The organism is Pedosphaera parvula Ellin514 (genome assembly GCF_000172555.1).
In the GTDB taxonomy this organism is placed as follows: domain Bacteria; phylum Verrucomicrobiota; class Verrucomicrobiia; order Limisphaerales; family Pedosphaeraceae; genus Pedosphaera.
The window spans coordinates 147,108-167,614 of sequence record NZ_ABOX02000008.1; the positions used below are offsets into that span (position 1 = coordinate 147,108).

Annotated in this window: 14 protein-coding genes; 8 read left to right on the forward strand and 6 right to left on the reverse strand. The window is 53.4% G+C overall.

Translation table 11 applies throughout. The features are described from left to right. Positions 1 to 7 precede the first annotated feature (7 nt). Positions 8 to 2,773, reverse strand: coding sequence for an Ig-like domain-containing protein (locus tag CFLAV_RS08610; RefSeq protein ID WP_007414303.1), 2,766 nt, complete (start codon positions 2,771 to 2,773; stop codon positions 8 to 10). Between the two features lie 463 nt (positions 2,774 to 3,236). On the opposite strand from CFLAV_RS08610, the gene CFLAV_RS08615 reads away from it, so the two are divergent. From CFLAV_RS08615 to CFLAV_RS08630, 4 genes are all read left to right on the forward strand, one after another. Beyond that, positions 3,237 to 3,914, forward strand: a complete 678-nt coding sequence (locus CFLAV_RS08615; protein WP_007414304.1) for a hypothetical protein — start codon at positions 3,237 to 3,239, stop codon at positions 3,912 to 3,914. Further along, the gene (locus CFLAV_RS08620) at positions 3,901 to 4,227 is read left to right on the forward strand and encodes a transcriptional regulator (RefSeq protein WP_007414305.1); all 327 of its coding nucleotides are present in this window, start codon (positions 3,901 to 3,903) and stop codon (positions 4,225 to 4,227) included. Before CFLAV_RS08615 ends, CFLAV_RS08620 begins: the two co-directional genes overlap by 14 nt. A gap of 96 nt (positions 4,228 to 4,323) precedes the next feature. Next, a complete protein-coding gene (locus tag CFLAV_RS08625) occupies positions 4,324 to 5,397 on the forward strand; it encodes a hypothetical protein (protein ID WP_007414306.1) in 1,074 nt (357 codons plus the stop codon). 212 nt (positions 5,398 to 5,609) lie between these two features. Further along, complete coding sequence (locus tag CFLAV_RS08630; protein WP_007414307.1) at positions 5,610 to 7,508, forward strand: RNA polymerase sigma factor; 1,899 nt, start codon at positions 5,610 to 5,612, stop codon at positions 7,506 to 7,508. Between the two features lie 51 nt (positions 7,509 to 7,559). On the opposite strand, the gene CFLAV_RS32060 is transcribed toward CFLAV_RS08630, so the two are convergent. Beyond that, positions 7,560 to 8,228 carry a DUF6483 family protein gene (locus CFLAV_RS32060; protein WP_007414308.1) on the reverse strand — a complete coding sequence of 223 codons (669 nt, stop codon included), beginning with the start codon at positions 8,226 to 8,228 and terminating at the stop codon, positions 7,560 to 7,562. A gap of 419 nt (positions 8,229 to 8,647) precedes the next feature. On the opposite strand from CFLAV_RS32060, the gene CFLAV_RS08640 reads away from it, so the two are divergent. The 4 genes from CFLAV_RS08640 to CFLAV_RS08660 all read left to right on the forward strand — a co-directional run bounded on the left by CFLAV_RS08640 (position 8,648) and on the right by CFLAV_RS08660 (position 11,941). Then, entirely contained in the window at positions 8,648 to 8,956 is a 309-nt protein-coding gene (locus CFLAV_RS08640) for a HipA N-terminal domain-containing protein (RefSeq protein WP_007414309.1), read from the forward strand. A 140-nt stretch (positions 8,957 to 9,096) separates the two neighbouring features. After that, a complete protein-coding gene (locus tag CFLAV_RS08645; RefSeq protein ID WP_007414310.1) occupies positions 9,097 to 9,639 on the forward strand; it encodes a hypothetical protein in 543 nt (180 codons plus the stop codon). Positions 9,640 to 10,033: 394 nt separating this feature from the next. Beyond that, a complete protein-coding gene (locus tag CFLAV_RS36885; protein WP_160164530.1) occupies positions 10,034 to 10,870 on the forward strand; it encodes an OmpA/MotB family protein in 837 nt (278 codons plus the stop codon). Between the two features lie 168 nt (positions 10,871 to 11,038). Then, entirely contained in the window at positions 11,039 to 11,941 is a 903-nt protein-coding gene (locus tag CFLAV_RS08660) for a hypothetical protein (RefSeq protein WP_007414313.1), read from the forward strand. Between the two features lie 61 nt (positions 11,942 to 12,002). Here the strand turns inward: CFLAV_RS08660 and CFLAV_RS08665 are convergent, their stop codons facing one another. From CFLAV_RS08665 to CFLAV_RS08680, 4 genes are all read right to left on the reverse strand, one after another. Further along, positions 12,003 to 14,921 carry a glycoside hydrolase family 9 protein gene (locus CFLAV_RS08665; protein ID WP_007414314.1) on the reverse strand — a complete coding sequence of 973 codons (2,919 nt, stop codon included), beginning with the start codon at positions 14,919 to 14,921 and terminating at the stop codon, positions 12,003 to 12,005. A gap of 131 nt (positions 14,922 to 15,052) precedes the next feature. Beyond that, a complete protein-coding gene (locus CFLAV_RS08670) occupies positions 15,053 to 16,483 on the reverse strand; it encodes a DUF1552 domain-containing protein (protein WP_007414315.1) in 1,431 nt (476 codons plus the stop codon). A 1-nt stretch (position 16,484) separates the two neighbouring features. Further along, the gene (locus CFLAV_RS08675) at positions 16,485 to 18,353 is read right to left on the reverse strand and encodes a DUF1592 domain-containing protein (RefSeq protein ID WP_160164531.1); all 1,869 of its coding nucleotides are present in this window, start codon (positions 18,351 to 18,353) and stop codon (positions 16,485 to 16,487) included. 171 nt (positions 18,354 to 18,524) lie between these two features. Then, complete coding sequence (locus CFLAV_RS08680; RefSeq protein ID WP_150107324.1) at positions 18,525 to 20,114, reverse strand: hypothetical protein; 1,590 nt, start codon at positions 20,112 to 20,114, stop codon at positions 18,525 to 18,527. Positions 20,115 to 20,507 lie beyond the last annotated feature (393 nt).

The window sequence follows — 20,507 nt, forward strand, 5'->3', positions numbered from 1 at the left end:
CAAGAGCTCAAGGCAATGTGATGCGATAGAATCTTAAATTTCTTTCCGTGTCGACGGGATCGGTGGCAGTAACCAGGCCGCTATCATCGGCCATGACCGTCGCAATGGTTTCCCAAGTGAGCAGATCGGTCGATGCCTGAATATTGTAATAGGTTCCCGGGATGCCGATGAACCGAAGTTGCGCGGCGCCTTGATCAACGACCAGGGAAGTCCTCGGTTGCACGTCCACCATCACGCTGGCGGAACTGGAGTCTCCCTCAGAATTGGTTGCAGCGTAGATAAAACTGTCCGTGCCAACAAAGCCGGTCGGTGGCGTGTATTCCACTGCGCCATTGATTAGAGCAATCGTGCCGCCCGCGGTGCTGTTGCCCGGGACGGAGCCGATGGCGAGTGCGCCGCCAAACAGATCACTGTCGTTGGCGAGTAGCGCGCTTTGGTCGAAAGTTGTGGAGGTGCCAGGTGTGACTGAGAGGGAATCGTTGGCCGCAACCAGATCCTGAGGCACGAAATCGGGGTCATTGGTTACGAGAATGCGCTCAAGAGTTGAGTTTGCTTCACGACAACGAAAGCGAATCGTGTGGCTTCCAGGCGTGAGGCCAAAGAGCCTTGGGCTCACTGCGGCCGGTGTTGCGGTTCCCGCGCGACCGTTGACGACGGTCCACTGCCAGTCGCTGGACCACATCCCTTCGGCGTCGTCGTAAATATCTTCGGGCCCACCGTCCACCGATACATAAAAGGAATCGCTGGCGTATGAGGGCGAGAGCACTTTGCCCCAAATGACATAGGTATCAGCAACGGGAACGTTCACAGTTAAATCAACAGTGCCTTGCTCCGCCACCGGGGAGAAGACGTAGCGACGGGAAGGGATCCCTGCGTCACTGGCGGCTGTCGTTGGCGGAGTGAGTAATCCCGATTCCGCTTCCAACGGGAGGTAAACTTTTTGCCCGATGGAGACGGAAGGATTGACGGTCAGTGTGAATGTCCTGCTGCCGGAAGTCGCGCCATCGCTGGCGGTGATGGTGATGTTGGCAGTGCCGGATTGGTTGGGCGTTGGGGTGAGGGTCAGAGAGCGATTGGCGCCGGTGCCGCCGATTACGATGTTCGCGTCGGGAACGAGGTTGGGGTTCGAAGAATGTGCGGAGAGCGAGAGGTTGTCGGCAGCGGTTTGTGCATCCTGTACCGTAAATAGGATGGGCACGGGTGGCGTATTGGCATTGATGGTTTGGTTGCCGATAGGGGAGATGATTGGTGCAGTGTGGGAGTTGGTAACGCTGGTGGGCAGGAGAATGAACGCACAAAAATCCGGTCCTGAAGCGGCTGGGGCATTAGCGCCGACCGGTTGGGCGACTGAGAGACCCATGGTGGGGACGATGATATAACCGCCGTTATACGTTCCAGTGGCCACAGGAGTGCCATAGAAATCCTGTGCGTTGCGGACTTCGTAAGACGTACCCGCTGGCAACACCTGGCTGACATCCACGGCCACGGAATTTAAGTGCTCCCAATTATAGATGATGATGTTGGCGCGACCGGGTTCGTATTTGTTCGGGCGAACCGACACGACATTGTTGACGGGTTTTGTGATCAGAAAATTATTGTTGGGATAGGCGGATTGATTCAGTCCGAGGGTGCCATTGACGAAGGTATTTCCTGCCAAAGTCATGTTGGCATTGCCGCTGAACATCGCGCTGGTTTGAAAGTAATTGCCTTCACACACGGCGTTGAGTGAACCGCCGTCGTAGCCGAGATAGAAATCCGCGCTGCTGCCCATGGTGTCATAAATAAAGTTGGTAAGAACAACCGGGTTTTGTGCCTGGCCCTGGTAGGCGCCGAGCAGCAAGTTTGCCTGATGCGATGCAGCAAGTCCGCCGTTGAGGAAAAAGGCGGAACCTTCGACGTCAAAATTATCCGCAATGGGACTGGGTCCGCTACCAGTGGCCTGCATGCCAAGCGCATAATTATCGAAGATAAAACAATCGATGATGTGTTTGGTTGTGGGTGCGACGTTTTGACCATAGATGCCGTGGCCGTGGGCGCGATCGGGACCCTGCCATCCGTTGTAATAGGAGAGTGAGCCGTAAACTTCGGTATCGCCGGCGGCCGTATTCATGCCGATGCCGCCCCCGATATTATCGTGGATAACCATGTTGATCAGCTTGCAGTTGGGAGCTCGCAGATCGGCACCGCTGACGCAGAAATCGGTTTGGTTGCCGTCGTAGGTAACCCACCAGGTGGTTGGCCATGGACCGGATTGTGAGCTGCTGCGAATGGGCATCATGCCGCCGCCGAACTCCTGTGAATCCATGATTTCAAGTCCCCAGTAATTTACCCAGCCGCCAGTGGTTTGCAGAAGGTTGCCATCGATGGTGGCCCGTTCCCCGGGATAGGCGCGTAGTGTGATGGGTTGTCCGCTCGCGCCGGCCAGGCGGCTGACGAACTTGGTCGGGCGATTCGATTGCCGATGCATGCCGCCATGCACCCAGATGGTATCGCCAGGTTTAACAGTGGAGGGTTGATTCAGTGCCGTTTGCAAATCCCATGGATTGGCCGCGCTTCCATCGCCGGAAGGAGAGCCGTTGGGAGATACGTAAAACTCGGTTGCTCCGGCTGAAGCAGCCGGAAACAGCGTGAGCAGCGCCATACACTTGAATATGGCTTTGCCATAAGAATAGACGTGAGTCGGGCAAACGAGTTGAGGCTGTAATAGTGGATACAGAATCAAACGTGGGTATAGGTGACTTATCGCTTTGAATAGAAAAGTAATGAATTTCATAAATATTCCCTTTTGTCATGCCGCCGGTTGAAACCCCTTGAAGCTGTTGTTTATGCGGTCTGGCAGGTGGAATCAGGCGCGAACAGCGACACTTCAATCACCTGGATTTGTATTACCTGCTCGAGTGTTCAGTCGCATGGGGCGTGCCATCGCTCATTCATTAGCGCAACGGCATGGTCATCATTTTCTTAGAAAATGAGCGGGAAAATGGAAGTTTTGTAAATAGATTAAGAGTCAGGACATTTGCGATGAAAAGTTCAGGACTGGTTGCATTTTGCGAGAAGTGCTGGAGGAGAGATTGGGAGCGGGAAGAATGGTTCCGGCTCGAATATGCTGGCCATTAGCGCTCTCACCCTGGTCTTCAAAATAAGCTTTGACAAAGCACGGTCGCATACTTAAACTATTTAAGTAATTAAGAAAGACAAGCACAGTGTTCCGAGTGAAACGACCGAAAGGATAATCAATGAAACAAGAACTGGATCGGATTAAAAAGGATGTGGAGACAATTGAAAAGGCCATGGGCCTGGTTCCTTCGATGGGGCGGGAATGGATTCAATGGATGAAACGCGACCGGTGGTTCAACCTCTTGTGGTGTCTGCCGGGATTCATTCTTATTGCTGCAACGTTGTTGCCGGTTGACCATGCGAAAAGATATTTGGGGCTGGTCTCTGACCAATGGGCGGGAGTATTGGTGGTCGTCGCGCTGATCGGCATCGCCAGTGGCCACACGCGAAAGGTGACGCGCGAGGATGGGCGTCCTGAAAGCATGATTCGAGAATCCAAGCGGATTAATGGGATGACCGCCCAAGGACTCTGGTTTGGGTTGGCGCTGGTGGTGCAAGTGTTGTTGTTTTTTGTCTGGGGCAGAAGCAATCACATTGCCTTCGGACCATTCTGGTCGGGTTTGTTTATTCTCATGGGATCGACGTGTTTGGTGGCGGCGCTGGTTGCGAGAGCATGGATATTGTTGGGATATGCCATACCGTTTCTGGCCTATGGTCTCAGTCTGCCGCTGACAGGGGGGAATCACAAAGTGAACGGAGTCCTGTTTGGAGCGATGTTTATAGCCGTAGCGTTGTCGTTTGCATTCATCCAAATCTGGCAAATCCGGCGAATCGAAGGTCAACATGAAACCCATTGATTTCAACGGCCTCGACACTGCTGTGCATGGCCCCATCCGACTGGGGATCATGACGGCATTGCAGGTCGATGGCCCTCTCGATTTCACCACCTTGAAGAAGCGGCTCGAAACCGTGGATGGCAGTTTGAACCTGCACCTGGGCAAACTTGAGGAGTGCGGCTACATTACCGGCACGAAAGCGTTTGTCGCTTTACGGCCCAAGACGACCTACAGAATCACTTCAGGCGGCAGGAAGGCGCTCACGAATTACCTGCAAAGTATGAAGAGCCTGATTGAATATCTCGAGTCAGCGCCAGGGAAGGACAGGGCTTGAGGGCCGTTGAAGGCGGTGAGTCCGCATCCTCCCCGATCTGCCAACAAAGAATGCAAAATCATCGACAATCAAGGCGGAGGCGGATAATTGTTTCTGATGTTGAGGAGATTTGTTTACCTGCTGGCACTACTCGCAAACGCAGGCACGCTGATGGCGGCTGGCTCAGTACCGGCTCTGGATAACCTTGGCCAGTCCTTTTACTCAAAAGGCATTCAGGTCAAGTGGGAGATCAAAACCAATCCATTTCCACAGACGGTCCGAATTTTCGAAATCGTGCCGCACGACTTTTCACAAAATGTCGTTTCTAATATGATGCGGCTCGGTGCTTTTACGGAAGCAGATCGAACCGGTGGTCAAGCCCGTGGGGTTGCAGTTCCTGCAGGCGAGCTGAATTTCCGCGGCGAGGATGCTAAAAGTTTCCTCTCGATCGCTCCAGGCCAGGGGCACATTAAGCTGTCCGTTCCCAATGTCTCAACCGACTGGCCAACGAAAGTGCCGGACCAGTCGCGAGCGATGAAACTGGGAACCAGCCTGCTGAAGTTGCTCGAGATTCCGACGGCAGAGCTTGTGACCGGAGAGGATGATCGACCCAAGGCGTGGTTTTACCCTGGCGTCGTAAGCGGCTTTGATAAAGGGAAAAAGGAGTTCGTTGAAGTGCCTTCGACGATGGGGATTGAGTTTCGCAGACAGCTCGATCATATCCTGTGTGGTGGTGACGGTATTCACCTGCAATTTGAAACCGGAGAAAAGCTAACTCAACTGGAGGTTAACTGGCATTCGGTAAAACCTTCGAAGCCGTGCAAGGTGGCGACAATCGCCCAAATTACTTCCTGGATAAAAGAGGGAAGAGCGCGAGTTGCGTCAGTGGAAGTCCAGGGTTCGGGTGGACGCCGGCTTCGGCCAGCCGAGATTAAGAAATTAACCATCCGCGAAGCTACGCTCAATTACTCGGACTTCACTTATCCTTCCCCATTTGGTTTTGATGAGCAGATTGCCAGCCAACTTTATCCCTATGCTGCCTTGACCGCTGTCGCTGAACTTCAACGTGGGGATTGGGAAGTCATCTACTTGTTTGTTCCGGTCACCACGGAGGCGCTGACACAAGTCTCACGCAAGTCTGATCAATACGGTTTTGGGATCTATCCGAGCAGGCGTTATCAACGCAACTGAAAGCCGGAAACGAAACTCAATAGTCGGGCAGTGGATCAGACGGTGCCAAACACAGAGAACGAAGAGATCGCAAACAGAGAAGCGGGTGATCCAACGCCCAAACATGTTCATGTTCCCTCCCTCTCTAAGTTCTTTGTGCTCCTTGCGGTCAAATAAAGAATTTTGCAAATATTCCGTCCGGTTTAGTAGGTTGGCGTAAATACACCAATAACATGACGAGCGATGACATGACGTTGGTGCGTGAATTTGCCCAGAGCAATTCCGAGGAGGCATTCAACACACTCGTATCCCGGCACATCAATCTGGTTTACTCGGTGGCCTTGCGTCAGGTCCGCGACCCGCATCTGGCAGAGGAAATCACGCAGGCCGTTTTCATCGTCCTGGCACGCAAGGCAAATTCGCTGGGGCCGAAGACCATCCTTTCCGGCTGGCTCTGCCGTGCCGCCCGATACGCTTCCGCCAACGCATTGAAAATGCAGCGTCGTCGCCAATTCCGCGAACAGGAGGCTTACATGCAATCAACACTGAAGGAATCGAGCCCTGGCCTTTGGGAACAACTCGCGCCGCAGCTGGACGAGGCCCTCAGTTGCTTAAGTGATAAAGAACACAACGCCGTTGTTCTCCGATTTTTCGAAGGCATGGAATTCAAACAAGTCGGTACAACAATGGGAACAGGCGAGGATGCCGCGCGAAAGCGGGTCGACCGTGGGCTGGAGAAATTGCGGAAATTCCTTGCCAAACGCGGCTTGGTGCTTTCCTCGGCAGCGATTGCCGCAACAGTGTCTGGCCACGCCATCCAAGCTGCCCCCCTCCCGCTGGCAAAGTCTGTGACCACCGCCGCGATTGTAAAAGGAGCCACAGTTAGTGCCTCGATATCGGCTCTCGCGAGCGGAACTGCAAAGATGGTCACCTGGATGAAATTCAAGCTGGGGGCAGCCGGAGCATTCGGACTCATCACTGCGACAGCGATCGTTGTGACAGTGTCGAGCATGCACGCGGATGAATCCCATCGCCCACGGGCAGCCACGTTATCTGAAATCCAGCAGTTGTTCGCCCTTGCGACAACACCCAGACCGGAACGCAGCCAATTCGTGGCAGACATAGAACTGACCACACCAGCTTTTACCCGCGAACAGGTAAAAGCCACACTTGATGAAATTGAAAATACGCTTCAAAAGCGGCGTCCAAACTGGAGGGCGCAAGAGAGGGCGGCTTGGAGGATTGGACAGTCCAATGCGATTGTGAAGGCCAATTCCGGCAAGAGGATTCAGCATGTGCGGGAATGGTATTCTGGTGACTATTTCAGGCTGGATATAAACGATGAGGCAATGGGCATAGAGAAATTCATGCGAGCTCATCCGGGTGAATACTACGAATCCTCTGTTAATATTCCTAACGCACCTTTTTCCCCGTATGCGAGTTATCAGGTAAACCGCAATCTGCGCGACTTGATGCTTTTCAAGCAGGAGCGATCAGTGCAACGAAACCAGCTTTGGCAGGCTTTGCAAATTGAGGAACAAGCGGCCGGGGTATTAATTCTACCGCTCCTGGACTTCTCCAACCTCAAAACCATGGACCCGCACCACTTTGATCTCAGTAAAATGCGGATGGATGATGCAAAGGCCCAGCAACTTTCTGATCAATCAAATCCGAGCGGGAGGCTGGAAACCACCGACGAAAAGCTGGATGGGAGCAAAGTCACCCACTTTTGCTTGAAGGGAGGCTTCGCCCTGCTGCCTGGATCAAACCCCGATGTCACGTCGAATGGTTTCCAGGTAGATGTTTGGCTTGGCCAGGTGTCGGGCAAAACAGTTTGTCTGCAGGAAAGCATGACAAATCAGATGCAACATGTTGCCACCTTTTCCAAGAGGGGAAAATTTAACAAAGATGGTCAACCAACCGTCTGGACCATCTCCACCGTGAGAGCCGATTCTTCATTCGAGACAAGGAAAGTGGTGTTCAAGAAAATCGAAGTGAATCCAACGTTTACAGATGAGGAAGCCTTTGCACCAGTCTTTGCGCCTGATTACATGATTTCTGATGTCAGTTCGGGAACCGGTGTGATATTGCAAAATCCCCATCCTAGGATTCCAATTGCAATCTCAAATTAGCGGAAGGAATCCACTTCAATGAGCGCCAGAGAAAAGCTCACTCGATGATTTTTATTGCACCGCCATGGAGCGCACTTCTTTCAGGCCGGCTTCGACTTCGGGTCTGGGTAAATCGCCAGCTGCCAGGGTTTGATCATCCTGACGGAGGAGGCGTTCGTAAAATGCCCTGGCTTCGGAAATAAGATTGGGATTGGCTCGTTCGGTTTCGAGGATGGCGAAGAGGGCGTTCTCGGCTTTGCCATAGGCGCCGACGTGTTCGTAATGTCGCCACAATCCCGCCTGGGTGCGCAGGGGCAGTTCGACACCGGCGAGTTGTTCGCGGACGAGCTCAATCTTTGGCACGAGTTCGGGCGCTTCGAGATCGTAATCACGCAGTTGAAGGGTCAGGAGGAGGTTCAAGGCTTTAATGAGCGACTCGTGACTTTCTGCTTCACGACCTTGTCCTGAGTAGATGCGGCTTGCTTCCTGCAACACGTCGATGAGCAACATCGCTTTTTGACGCAGGACCAGGGTGGAATCATCGTGCGTCAAACGCTCCAGAAGCTCCATCTCGGAGAGTTCGCTGACGGCTTCAGCCCCGCTGCCGAGCAATTTGGTGAAGGCTTCATCGAGATCGTTCTCGGCTTCGTCGTATTCTTGAGAATCGACCTTGTTGCGCATGCGCCGGAGAATGCGGCCCAGTTCCTCCACCATCCGAAGTATATAATCCTGGCGAATCATTGCTGATTAAAGAATCGGAGCGGTCCCAGGGTTTTGTCAACTGTAAGCTTGCTGATTTGATATTTGAGGCACTTGGAAAAATGAAAACAAGACAGTAAACAACCATATTTACTGCTATGGCAGTAAATTATATGGGACACTTCCATGCTAAAGCATTCATAGTGCTAAAATCTTGTCTTTATACTGTTATGACGGTAACTGAACACCGAATTAAAACATATTGCCAAAGGCCGCCAGTTGAGCGAACTCACATAAGAAGCGTTCGCGAAGCTGGTTAGAGTTTGCAGGACGCTTTTATCTCGGAAATGGGAAAGAAAATGGTCCAAGATGGTACCTTTAAGAAAATCCTGACCGCGCTAAATATCCAGCTCGTGCTTTAAAGTTGTGTCAACGATCGCGCGCGAAACGAATTTTTATACATGAGAAAGGCAGAGGTTTTTCAACAAAACGAGTTGGCAGGCTTGCTGGAGGAATTAAGCCCGTCCGAGTATCGGTTCAGCTATGCAACCAACTATGCGGGTGAGCCCATCTCACTGACTCTCCCCGTTCGGGAAAGGCCTTATGAATTTCAAAAGTTTCCGGCGGTGTTTGAAGGATTGTTGCCGGAAGGTCTGCTGCTCGAAGCCGTGCTCCGACGTTATAAGATTGATCGGCACGACCTGTTTACCCAACTGCTCGTCGTTGGCGAGAATGTGGTCGGCTCGCTCACCATCAATGAGGTGAAGTGAGCGCAAGTTTGGCTCTGTGCGTAAGAAAAGTGTCAAGATGCACCCGGCGAGACTGGGAGTTAAGCCGCACCTTTGACAAGCGAGTTAATTTCGGACAGCATCGCCCGAGAGCATTTTGGAGAGAATCCGGAAAACAAACTATGGACTTCGAGGCATATCTGGTGGACTGGAAAGAGGCGACCAAGCGCGCCAAGGAAGAGCCCGCGCTGGGCGAAATGTTGGGCGAGGCAGCCTACAACAAGGAAAAATGGATTCAGCTGTTGAATTGGTTCCCTGGTTCGGAGAACTGGTATTTTGAGTGCGCCGAGGCGTGGGAAGCCATCCGAGGCGCAGAGGGTGTTCCAGCGGAGGTCGATGCCAAAGCGCGTGAGTTTATGGACCACCTCATCACCTATTCCGACTATTGCCACGACCTGCCCGCGGAATCGGTTTTTCTAAGCATCAGTCCCGAATCCGCCGCTCGTTTCGCAGCTCTGGCCGACGATGTTGATTTCACGCTGTATCGGGATATGTTCGACTCGCAAGCCTGTGAAGACGTCCGCGAAACCCTTGCCGAGGTTTTGCAGATTGAGGATGTGGAGCGCACTTTTGAGAAAGGCTTTTTGCCCTATATAAAGCATTTCAATCGCGCCCTCGGGCTCGCCGCCAAAAAGCAGAAGGGCTTGCTGGTGCAGTTGTTTTGAGTTTGCGGCGACGCTTAAATTCAAGGCGGACAGCGGGGGAGTTGACGATCCTCTCGCACCCTATTAAACCAAGCAGTCCTGTCCCATCAGCGGACAAAGCGGAAGGCAAATCCAAAGTGCAATGCTGTACGCATCCTTCATTTCCGTGCCGGCCTGATTTTGAATTAGGAGACTACCAAAAATTTGTGCCGGAATTTTTCCATGCCTTGGAATCCACCAGGCCTTAAGCAGGATCAATTCGAGCTGGGGAGAGTTCGCCTGTGTTGTCAGAAGAGTTGTTGAATGGAGTTCCCATTGATCTGTCTGACTTTTCAGAGCCATCGCAGTGAAGAGAATTAGTTGCAATCTTTCCTTTGTGTACCATCTTCGGTCTGTTTAAATCAAGGTGATGAATATGAGCGAGAACCGACAGCCATTTACCGAATACGTGACCAAGGCAAATCGCGGTCCGGGCAATGCCAGAGCGGCTTGGATTACTGCCGGCATCCTGGGCGTGCTTTTAATCGGCGCATTGCTGTTTTGGGCGACGACTGAGGGACAGTTGCGCGGGTTGGAACCGCTCCCGGCCAAGTTGCAGGAGGCCAAGGGTAACCTCGCAAAGGCTCTCGCCGAAAATCAGAAGAACCAGGAACAGATTTCGGAGTTGCAGGCACAAGTAGCTGACTTGCAGAAGGAAAAGGAAAAAGTCGGGCAGACAGCGAAGGGGTTGGAGGATGAAATGCGTTCAGACCTGGAATCGAGGGATGTCACCATCTCCAACCTGAAGGGTAAACTGACGGTGAATATCCTCGATCGCGTGATGTTCGATTCTGGTGAAGCGGCGGTGAAACCGGATGGTGAATCTGTGTTGCGCAAGATTGCGACCATTCTCGCGGGTCATCCGGAGCTTAAAATTCAGGTGATTGGCCACACGGACAATGTGCCTATTCGCAATCGGTTTGCCAGCAATTGGGAGCTTTCCGCGGCGCGGGCCATTGCGGCAGTGCATTTTATCACGGAAAAAGCGGGAGTCGATCCTCGCCGGGTGGGAGCCGCCGGATATGGCGAATATCGTCCCATTGCGGACAATTCAACGGCTGAAGGTCGTGCGCGAAATCGCCGCATTGCCATTACCATTCTGCCGGACGAACTCGCCGTGGCTGATGCTGTGCCGGCGGTGAAGCCGGATGTCGCCAGCGATTCCAAGCCGAAGCCAGCAGCCCCGGAAGCGTCTGGATCGTCCGTCAAATAAGACGGCCATCATCCCCGGCTGATAATCCGCCTGGCGCGAGAAGGACGGAGGGAGGGTGGACTGAAAAAAGGACTTGCAAACCTTTGGAGCAGGAACAACATCACAACACCCACGCTGTTCCTGGGCAGAAAAATCGAATGGAAAACCCCGGTTATAACATTTCTCAAAATGAATGTCGGAAACGGAGCGAGCCATTGGCCGCCTCACCGGTTGGGGGGGGGCGTGGGAGTCACCCGAGGCGGCGCGGAGTCCGGGCGCATCTTCCCTCACCCCGCCCTCTCCCATGCGCAAAGGGAGAGGGTGACTACGTCTGGCAGCGCATGGTTGATTGGGCATGATGGCGCGGATGGCCATCACGGGTTGTTTTCCCATCAGAGCACAACCTCTTTTTTGACATTCTTTTTGGAGTACGGTCTAAACAGGAATTTCACAAAAAAGTATTGCGCGAGCTTGTTGATCCTTTTCGCCGTCCTTACCTCCAGGCCCGCGTCCGCCGCTACAAACGATTTTAAGGTGATTCAATTCAAACAGGGTTGCAGCATCCTGTGCCCCGGGGAACTGCAGGCACTTGATTCCGCCAACATCGAGAGAATTGACAAATACATCACAGAAACAGCGGACAAACTACGCCCGAAATTGACGTTCCGCCCCAATGCCGGAACGACCCTCCTGGCTGCGGTGGATAATAAGTCGGCTCCCACGCGCCAGCTCCTGTTGACCCTGGGTCCGCCCGAAATTTCCCAGGATGAGTTGAAGGCATTCACGCCGAAGCAAAGAAAGGGACTGGCCGACGCGATGTTCCGGCAAATGCGTCCCATTTTTGCGCAAACGGGAATAAACGTGACAAAGGAGCTGGATTCAAAGGTGCTGAATGGCGCCTATTTGAAATGCTTTTTGCTGGCATATGAGTTTACGGATGAGACGAAGGTGCCGCAAATTTCCTTTAGAACGTGTTATTACACGAAATCCGCCACCTTCGTCATCACCTACTCGTGTGAGAAGGACTATTACTTCAAAAATAGGGAGAGTGTCAAAAAGGTCTTGGAATCCCTGAACAACAGCGGCGATTAGATTAAATGGCGAAGCGGTGGAGACGACTGCCGCGACTGCCAGATAAGCAGGAAAAGGGAGGTCAGGGAGACTTCAGCGCGCGGTAGTAACGACGTGAAGCCGAGCCGGACTGCGGATCAGTGATGGTCAACACGCCGTTTGCCGGCAGAGCATTTGTGGCCAATGGATTCCAGGAGACGAGATCCGCGGATGATTGGATGATATAGGTTGCCATGGGAGTTCCGGTGAGAACGAAGGTGAATCCTCCTCCGAAGACTTTTTGTAATTGGCTTAGAAATGGTGGCGCATTGGGGCTGACTGTTATTGAGTTGGTGGCGAAGGCGCGACGGCCATCTGGCCATTGCACTTCAGCCTCAATCCAATACGTCCCGGCTTGAGATCCCGGAGAGAAGGTGTAGTTCTGGCTGCCGAAAGCGGGTTCCTGGCCGCTGGCTTCCCACATAATCCTCGCTGTGCTCAGATTCGTATCGGCCACGTTGAGGGTAACGGTTACGGGTTGGTTCGGGAGACTGGCGGTTGTGGGCGCGATGATGCTGGCATTGGTTGAGCGCCAGAGCTGACTGGCGAGCGGCGTTTGTGCTGCGAGCCAGACGAGGCCGGCGAAGCTTCGCGCGGTGTCAGTGGTGGAGCCTTCCGTGGAAACATTCCAATCATCGCACCAACGGTCGTAATAAGGATAGGGTGAAGTGTCCACGTTGTCGGAAGGATAGGTAAGCCCGCTCAATTCCCAACCATAGACCCATGTGGGTTGGAAACCGGTTTGGAGATTGCTGATGGGAATTCCATCCTTGGGCAGCGCACGACGATCATTGAGCGAGTATTGATCCACGATGTTACGCAGACGTTTCCAGCCGAGACCGGTGATGTAGGAGACGTTGACGGGGTTGCAACCGCTTTCAAAGTTCAGGTTGCGGAGAAGAGCATCCACATATTGCGGGTCAGGGTTGAACTGATAAGCCACTACCATATCGAAAGCCTGGGCGGACGAAAAATACCAGCCGCCACCGCGATAGGCTTTCGATAAATCCGGGAAACTCGTGCCGTAAGCGTTATCCTGCGACCAACTCAGAATGTCATTGCCGCAGTTCGTGATCACGTTGATGCACTTCTCGAGATAATCCTGCTGGATTTGCGCGTTGCTCAATCTGCCATTTCTCACGGCAAAGGCGTAATCACGCACAGCATTGCCGTAACAGGCATACATCCGCAGCCACCCCCAGCGAAAGGTGGTAAAATCCGTGGGATTGGGAAACCATTCGAAGAGCTTCGCCTGATATTGCGGGTCGCCGCTGGCCAAAAACATTTCGCAGGCGGCCCAGGCCAGTTCGTCATGGTGGGTGAAATCGTCATCGAAATGCTGCACCTTCTGGTACGAGCCATCGAGGCCGAAGCGCGCAATGGCGTTGGTCAGGAATTGCCAGCCGAGTTGCGCCTTCGCCCAGTAATTGCTGGCAACCTGCGGGTAAGCCTGTTTGAAGCGAGGTGAGGAAGCGCATTGCGCGAGCGCGGCCACAGCGGCGGCGGTGCAGCCGGTGTTCTTCGGCCACACGACCTGTGGGTCGCCATTTTCAGGCAACACGTCCAGCTCGTATTCGCGGAATTGCGGATAGACCGAGTAATAGAAGCCGCCATCGGCATCCTGCATTCGCGCCAGAAAATCCGCCTCCCATTTCGCCTCCTGCAATACGTCGCTGATACCGTCACCACTTTCCGGGATGCCCAAATTGTCCAAGGCTCCCACGCCTGGCAGTGAGTCGGCCGCGAACACGAGGGTGTGAACCAATTGTGCTCCGTTATAGGTGACGCGATTGTAATCGCCCGCTTCGAAGTGGCCACCGGAAACGGACACGGTCCCTTGATTTACGAAAGGATAAAGTTGCGTGGAATAATTCGTGAGCGCAGGAGCGGTTTGAGGCGGATTGTCCGAATTCACTTCGAGGCAATAGTTCGAAACTGTCTGCCAGGTGAAGGCGAAGGGTGCTGAGGCGTTGGTCGGCACGCTCGCGGGAGCGAGGTGATCGGCGGCATGGGTGAAGCGGGTGAACGGCATGTCCACTGCGAAGCCGCCGCGCTGATGGAACATTCCCAAGGCGTAGGTGCGTGCGAAAGCCATGGCGATGCCGTCATCGACGCGGAATGGCAGTGAAGCGCCCATGCCAGGAACGGCGAGGCGGTATTCGCCGGGCGTGGTCAAACTACTGAAATCCGCTTCGTAGACTTTTCGATATGGCGTCGGCGTATAATTGTAGCCCACATCCGGGCGCAAGGTCAGCGTGCCCTGATAGACTGTGGTGCCACTGGATGCGTTGACGATGGAAAATTGATTGGCGGGAATCGTCATTTCGCCAAGGTCACCCAGGTAATAACCAATCGCCGCCTTTTTCGGGTACGATGGCAGGTAGCCTTCCTGGTTGACGTGAATCGCAGGATTAAATCTCAATGTGTCAGCGGCAGCTCTAAAAGCCATGTTGGTTGGCCAGAGTGTTCCATTGTTGATCACCTGAACCGCAGCGCCCGCCGCGATGGAATTGCTCAATTGCAGATAAAGCTGGTTGCCGATTCGCAAATCCCACGCGAGTAAAGGCGCATAGAGCGGACGGCGTTTGAAACCAACTCCCGTGACGAGGTTGGTTTGGCCATTGACGATTACCCTGACGCTGGACATGTCCGGCGAAACAAAAGTTTGCTGGTCGTTGACCCAATCCCAGTCATTCACGCGCGCGGGATCGGGCTGCTTGGTGTTAACGAGAAACAGTTCCAGCAAATTAGGAGAGAGAATGCGCAGGGCATGATCGCCGGGTGCCGGTGTCTGAATATCAATGGGCAGAGGAATGGCGGCCGAGGCACAATTCAGGAATCCCGGAACCAGCAGGGCGGCTAAAAATCCCCGTCCGCATGACAGAGGTTTGAAACGGTTTTTCAGGCGGGGTCTGACGAGAGTCGAAACCAGGGAACGAAAAACGAAACACTTCTTTTGCATCGCCGGCCATCGTCAGGCTGCGGCAGTAATCTGACAATTAGCAGTGAGTCTCAAATTCGAGGAATAAACACCCTATAGTGAAAGGATGGAAAACAGGGTGTTGCAGAGCAAAAACGTCCAATGGATGACTTCTATGCCTTGGAATTACCAACGCCCTTGAATGCGGGATCGTTCAATCCGGGTAGTTCGCCGGTGCTGTCGGAGAATTGATCCACGGGCGTTCCCATGCGGGTGAGCATGGAGCGATATAAATTGCAGAGCGGAGTGTTCTTCTCGTAAACGAGATGGCGGCCGGGTGAAAGTGTGCCGCCGCCTTGACCTGCGAGCAGGATGGGAAGATTGTGCGGGTTATGCTCATTGCCATCACGCATGCCGGCGCCGAACAACACCATGGAATTGTCGAGCAAGGTCCGCTCGCCTTCCTGGATGGATTGCATTTTCTCCAGCATGTAAGCGAGTTGGGTCATGTGCCAGATGTTGATTAACTTGTATTGCTCCAGCTTTTTCTCGTCGCTGTGGTGATGAGAGATTTCGTGGTGGCTGCCTTTCACGCCATCCAGGAAGGAAAAATTCTTAGTGCTAACAGCGTTGCCAAACATGAAAGTGGAGATGCGGGTCGAGTCGCTCCAGAAGGCCAGCACCATCAAGTCGAGCATCAGGCGGACATGTTCGGTATGATTGCCGGAGCGTTCACTGGCCTGGGCGGGATCAAGGTAGAAATCCTTGATGCGAGCGCCGAGCTTATCGATTTCGCGGCGGACCAGGGGATCAGCCCTGTATTCCTCGCGTGTGCGTTTGGCATCGAATTCGATCCGCTTTTCCACGGCGCGGACCGAATCAAGATATTCGTTTATCTTGGCCTGATCGGCTTGGCCCACTTTGGATTTCAAACGGCGGGCATCTTCCATCACCAGGTCCACGACGCTTTTGTCGGCGGTACTGTTCTTGCCCCCAGCATCTCCAGTGCGGAACATGCGGTCGAAAGCCAGTTGAGGATTGATTTCTTTGGCGACCGGAGTGGTGGGTGTGCTCCAGGCGATGTGGGAGCCGTACAGGCGGGTGTAGCCGACAGTCCTATCGACGCCAGTGGTCACCGGTTCGATGCCCAGTTCCAGGGAGGGCAGGGTGGTGAGATTGCCGATGCGCTGCGCCGCGATTTGATCCATGGACGTGCCGCCGCAACGCAGGTCGCTTCCGGTGGTGCGCGTGATGGTGGTGCCAGTGAGGAACGCGGCCGTCTTGACGTAATGCCCGTCTCCACCTTCGGTCTTCGCATTCATCAACTGAGTGAGAACCAGCAGTTCATCCTTCAGTTTGGAAAGCGGCTGGAGGATGGGAGAGAGTTCGAAATCGTGGCCGACACCCTTGGGTGTCCAGTGGTGGGGATTGACGCCATTGGCCATGTAAAGAACGGCCATGCGGACGGGAAAGCTGCGGGTGGCGGTACTTGCTGCAGAGTTGGCGAACAACGAGCGCGGGGCCATGGCCTCGAGCATGGGGAGACTCAACATGGCGCCGACGCCTTTCAACATGGTTCGGCGGGAGATTTTCCAGTTTTGCATATTAGTTGGATGCCTGTTGGGTGGGTTGGTTGCGACGGTACTGAAACGGGTAACTCTTTACAATCTCAGCAATCAAAACCGAGCTGCGATAATTACTCTCTGCCAACTTTTTGGTAATCTCTTTGACCGTGGGGACGTCGTAATATTCCAATCCCCGACCCAACGCATACGCTAGCATTTTTTCGGTGAGGTTTCGAGCGAAATCGTCCTTGCGATTCAGCAGGACTTTTTTCAATTCCGCCGGACCGGTAAACTTTTCCCCGGAAGGCATTACACCGGAGGCGTCCACCGGCTTTTGCTCAATCTCTGCGCGCCAGCGGCCGATGGCATCGAAGTTTTCCAAACCGAAGCCGAGCGGGTCCATCTTGGAATGGCAACCGGCGCAGTTCGGATTGGAGCGATGTTTTTCCAATTGTTGGCGTAGGGTCAGGCCATCGACTGGATGATCGTTGGGAGGCAGGCTTTGAACGAGTGGCGGCGGCGGAGGTGGAGGAGTTCCAAGAATTTGTTCCAGCACCCATTTGCCGCGGAGCACTGGACTGGTGCGCAAGGGATAGGAAGTCATGGTAAGGACGGCGCTCATGCCGAGCACGCCGCCGCGATTGGCGTCTTTCAATTCGACCTTTTGCAATTCGCGGCCATGAACTCCATCGATGCCGTAGAGCTGCGCGAGATCTTCGTTCAGGTAGGTATAATTGGCATCGAGAATGTCCATCACACTCCGGTCTTCCTGAACAACGGAGTTAAAGAACTCAATCACCTCGGCATACATGGCATCGCGAAGTGCAGGTGTGTATTCCGGAAACTTGTTTGTGTCGGGTTGGGCGGAGGTTTTCAATTCGCGCACGCGCAGCCATTGACCGGCAAAGCTGTCAGAGAAAACTTTTGATTTGCGATCGCGCAACATCCGTTGCACCTGTTGCTCCAATACTGCCGGCTCGTGGAGCTTGTTTTTGGAGGCGAGAGCAAACAGTTCGTCATCGGGCATGGAGGACCAAAGGAAATAGGAAAGCCGGCTGGCGAGCTCGTAATCGCTGACAGGATAGGGCTGGGAGGATTCGCGATCCTGTTCCACGCGGAAAAGGAATTTGGGGGAAACCAGGATGCCTTTCAGCGCGGTTTTTACGGCAGCTTCGTAGTCTTGTCCCTGTTTTCTGGCCGTATCGTAAATGGATAAGAGGCGGTCTACTTCTTCTTTTTGCGCGGGGCGGCGAAAGCCTTGCAGCGCGAAATGCGCGATGATTTTTTTAGCCGTGGCGCGGTCGGAGTTGAAGATGTTTTTCTTTGCAAAGAAAATTTTATCGTGATGGGCGGCGTCGAGTATTTCCGTGGCGGCAGCCAAATAGCGTTCCATCAGAATGGGAGGGATGAACATGGTGTCGGCATTGTTGTCGAAGCCGCCACCACCGCCGCCTTCGGTGGGAAATTTGTCGGCGGGATTGGAATCGACGCCCAGGAGGTCGCGCACGGTGCAATTGTATTCCGTTTTGCTGAGGCGATGGATGAGCACGCGTCCGGGGTCTTTGGGCAGACGGCCTTCTTCAAGGTCTTTTAAGGATTTTTCAATCCAGGCAACCATCTGCTTGCGCTGCTCGACGGTGGGTTGTGGCTTGCCCTCGGGCGGCATGTCCTCATCGCGGACTTTGGCGACGACCTTCTCCCAGAGTTTGATGTCGTGATAGACGGAGATTGAGTTGGTGAACGAACTGAAGTTGACTCCGGCCTTGGCTTTATCCGGGCCATGGCATTTGGCGCAATATTGGTCAAGTAATGGGCGGATTTCTTCCTTGAAGGGATCGGGATGCGCGACAGCGTCGGCTGCCGAAGCGGGTTGGACTCCCAGCAGCAGAACACCAATTAAACTGTACAAGCTTTTTCGCACGTGCCATTAGAAGCGACGCTCGCCGCGGGTTGTTTATTCTTACAACTTATCAGACCAGCCGTCAGGCAAATGACTGAACCGGCTGATATAATAAGAAAATAGCGGTCTGAGAGAGCGTCTGCAACCGATATACGCGGCGATGGTTGGAGAATTTAGCAATTATTCTTCGAGGATGGTGCGGAAATATTTGGCAGGTTGGTCGAGCGGCTGGTGCAAAATAAAGATACCATTGGTGTTGGTGATGGAACCGGTGACCGTCCAGTCAACCAGGTTGGTGGAGGATTCGATGCGGTAGCTGGCACTTTGATGGCCGAGTACGAGCCACTCCAGAGTAGGTGTGCCATTACTCGAAATTACCTTGGTGGAGAGGGTGAGGCAGGTGATGTTGGTTTGATTGCCAGTGTGAATGATTTCTTCGTCAGAATCGGAGAAGCTGCCCCAGTTGATAAGCGCTCCACCACAGGAATAGTTCGTTAACCCACCAGCAGCAGCGATATACTTGCTTTCGTCTTGGTAAATAATCTGGATCGGGCCGTGAATTACTCCTGGCCCGGCGCCTCCCGGGTTTGCGTTCAAGTTGCAATTGTTGCCCCAATTCGTTGTGCCCGACCTCTGCATGATGGGGGTGAAACCCATAAAAGGATTGCCATCCCTGTCCTTCACTATACTGAAGCCAAGGTCCTTGACGCTGAAAATAAAATCGGGTTTCGCAGTCACCCGCTGAACCATTTGGGTTGCCAGCAGCCCATTCGTGAAATAAAGATCCGCAAATTGGTTCGTCATCGGCGCAAAATTGCCGAAGGAATTGGTGCTGTGGCGAAGAAAAGTGAGCTTTTCGATGCCAGGACGCGGAGCTGTGCGGACAAGTGTGTTGGTGCTATTTAAGGCGGCAACAACCGAATCCTCCAGCGTTTCTGTATGTACATTCGTACGATTTAAAAGGAAAAGCAGGGCGCCGACATCATCTTGAGACAAGCCGATGCAGAATTGACCGCTTAGATTGGAGGAATTAAAGAGATAATCTGCAACACTCCCATTATCCGCCGATGAAGGATCGACGGGAAAATTGCGAGTAATTGCCTTGGAGAGGTTTGGGCCATAAGCAATAAGATAAAACGAATAGCTGATTTGGTTGATGGAGTTGGTGGGCTGCAAGATGGTAGGATCGTAATTTCGTAAAATGCCGTAATCGGGAATAAATCCGGCCTGTTCGAGATCTGTTTCCCAGAGACCGTCCAAAAACTTTGAGGGTTGATAAAAGTAATTGGCCGTAGCGGCATCCCAATGTCTGAGAGTCCAAACGTAACGTGAGGGGGATGTCAGGCCCAATTGTTCCAGGAGCAAAGAAAGGGTGACCGTCTTGAGGTCATAAAGAGTTTGCGCTTGCGCCTGGTAATTAAAGCGGCTCGTTGCCAAAGGATAGTTGGTTAACGCGATGTTTGAAGCGGGTGGCAGATCATTAATTACCTGAATCGCCTGCTCGACGGCGTCGACGCCGGGTTGGCCGAAGTAGTCGAGAAAGGATTGGTCGAAGCCATAGGTGACGACTGGCACGTTCCAGCGATATTCTTCACCCAAGGCCATTGGGCCGCCGATGTCACCTTGATTTGGAAAGTAGCCCAGGTCGGGAGTCATCCACGGCGTAAACGGGCCAAGGAGAGAGAAAGCATGGGAAGAAATGAGGTTACAAAGATATAGGGCGGAGCAGAGGACTCCGAGAAACACCCGCCTTTTGAGAGTAGTTTTCAAGCGTGGTGAGTGTAGGAAAGTTGGATGCGAAGTAAAGTTTCCTCTTGTTTTAGGGAGAGCATTGAAGTCTGCCATTCGGCACTGATTGCTGGCGCGAGGTGTTGAGTCGTGGGGCGCATACGCGAGTTGGGGCAAGGGGTTGTATGGAATCGTGGGCCAGGTTAGTGCGGCGCTCAGGGACTGATACGCCCTACCCACGAGCCTGGCGGCGGGGTTGGAATTCCCGGCCACGACACCGCGGCTCGTATGAGACCGGGAGCGTCCTGTCGGAGGGGAATGTTGCGAAAATGAATGGGGCGAATCTCCATGCGGTATGGATAAGGGACTCCATATACCTTTTTGCAGCCAGATCATACAACTTCACCTGTGAAATCGACGGGTTTGCCTTGGTTG

Coding starts and splice junctions, on each gene's coding strand:
- CFLAV_RS08610 (WP_007414303.1), bottom strand. CDS start 2,773: ATGAAATTCATTACTTTTCTATTCAAAGCGATAAGTCACCTATACCCA.
- CFLAV_RS08615 (WP_007414304.1), top strand. CDS start 3,237: ATGAAACAAGAACTGGATCGGATTAAAAAGGATGTGGAGACAATTGAA.
- CFLAV_RS08620 (WP_007414305.1), top strand. CDS start 3,901: ATGAAACCCATTGATTTCAACGGCCTCGACACTGCTGTGCATGGCCCC.
- CFLAV_RS08625 (WP_007414306.1), top strand. CDS start 4,324: ATGTTGAGGAGATTTGTTTACCTGCTGGCACTACTCGCAAACGCAGGC.
- CFLAV_RS08630 (WP_007414307.1), top strand. CDS start 5,610: ATGACGAGCGATGACATGACGTTGGTGCGTGAATTTGCCCAGAGCAAT.
- CFLAV_RS32060 (WP_007414308.1), bottom strand. CDS start 8,228: ATGATTCGCCAGGATTATATACTTCGGATGGTGGAGGAACTGGGCCGC.
- CFLAV_RS08640 (WP_007414309.1), top strand. CDS start 8,648: ATGAGAAAGGCAGAGGTTTTTCAACAAAACGAGTTGGCAGGCTTGCTG.
- CFLAV_RS08645 (WP_007414310.1), top strand. CDS start 9,097: ATGGACTTCGAGGCATATCTGGTGGACTGGAAAGAGGCGACCAAGCGC.
- CFLAV_RS36885 (WP_160164530.1), top strand. CDS start 10,034: ATGAGCGAGAACCGACAGCCATTTACCGAATACGTGACCAAGGCAAAT.
- CFLAV_RS08660 (WP_007414313.1), top strand. CDS start 11,039: ATGAATGTCGGAAACGGAGCGAGCCATTGGCCGCCTCACCGGTTGGGG.
- CFLAV_RS08665 (WP_007414314.1), bottom strand. CDS start 14,921: ATGCAAAAGAAGTGTTTCGTTTTTCGTTCCCTGGTTTCGACTCTCGTC.
- CFLAV_RS08670 (WP_007414315.1), bottom strand. CDS start 16,483: ATGCAAAACTGGAAAATCTCCCGCCGAACCATGTTGAAAGGCGTCGGC.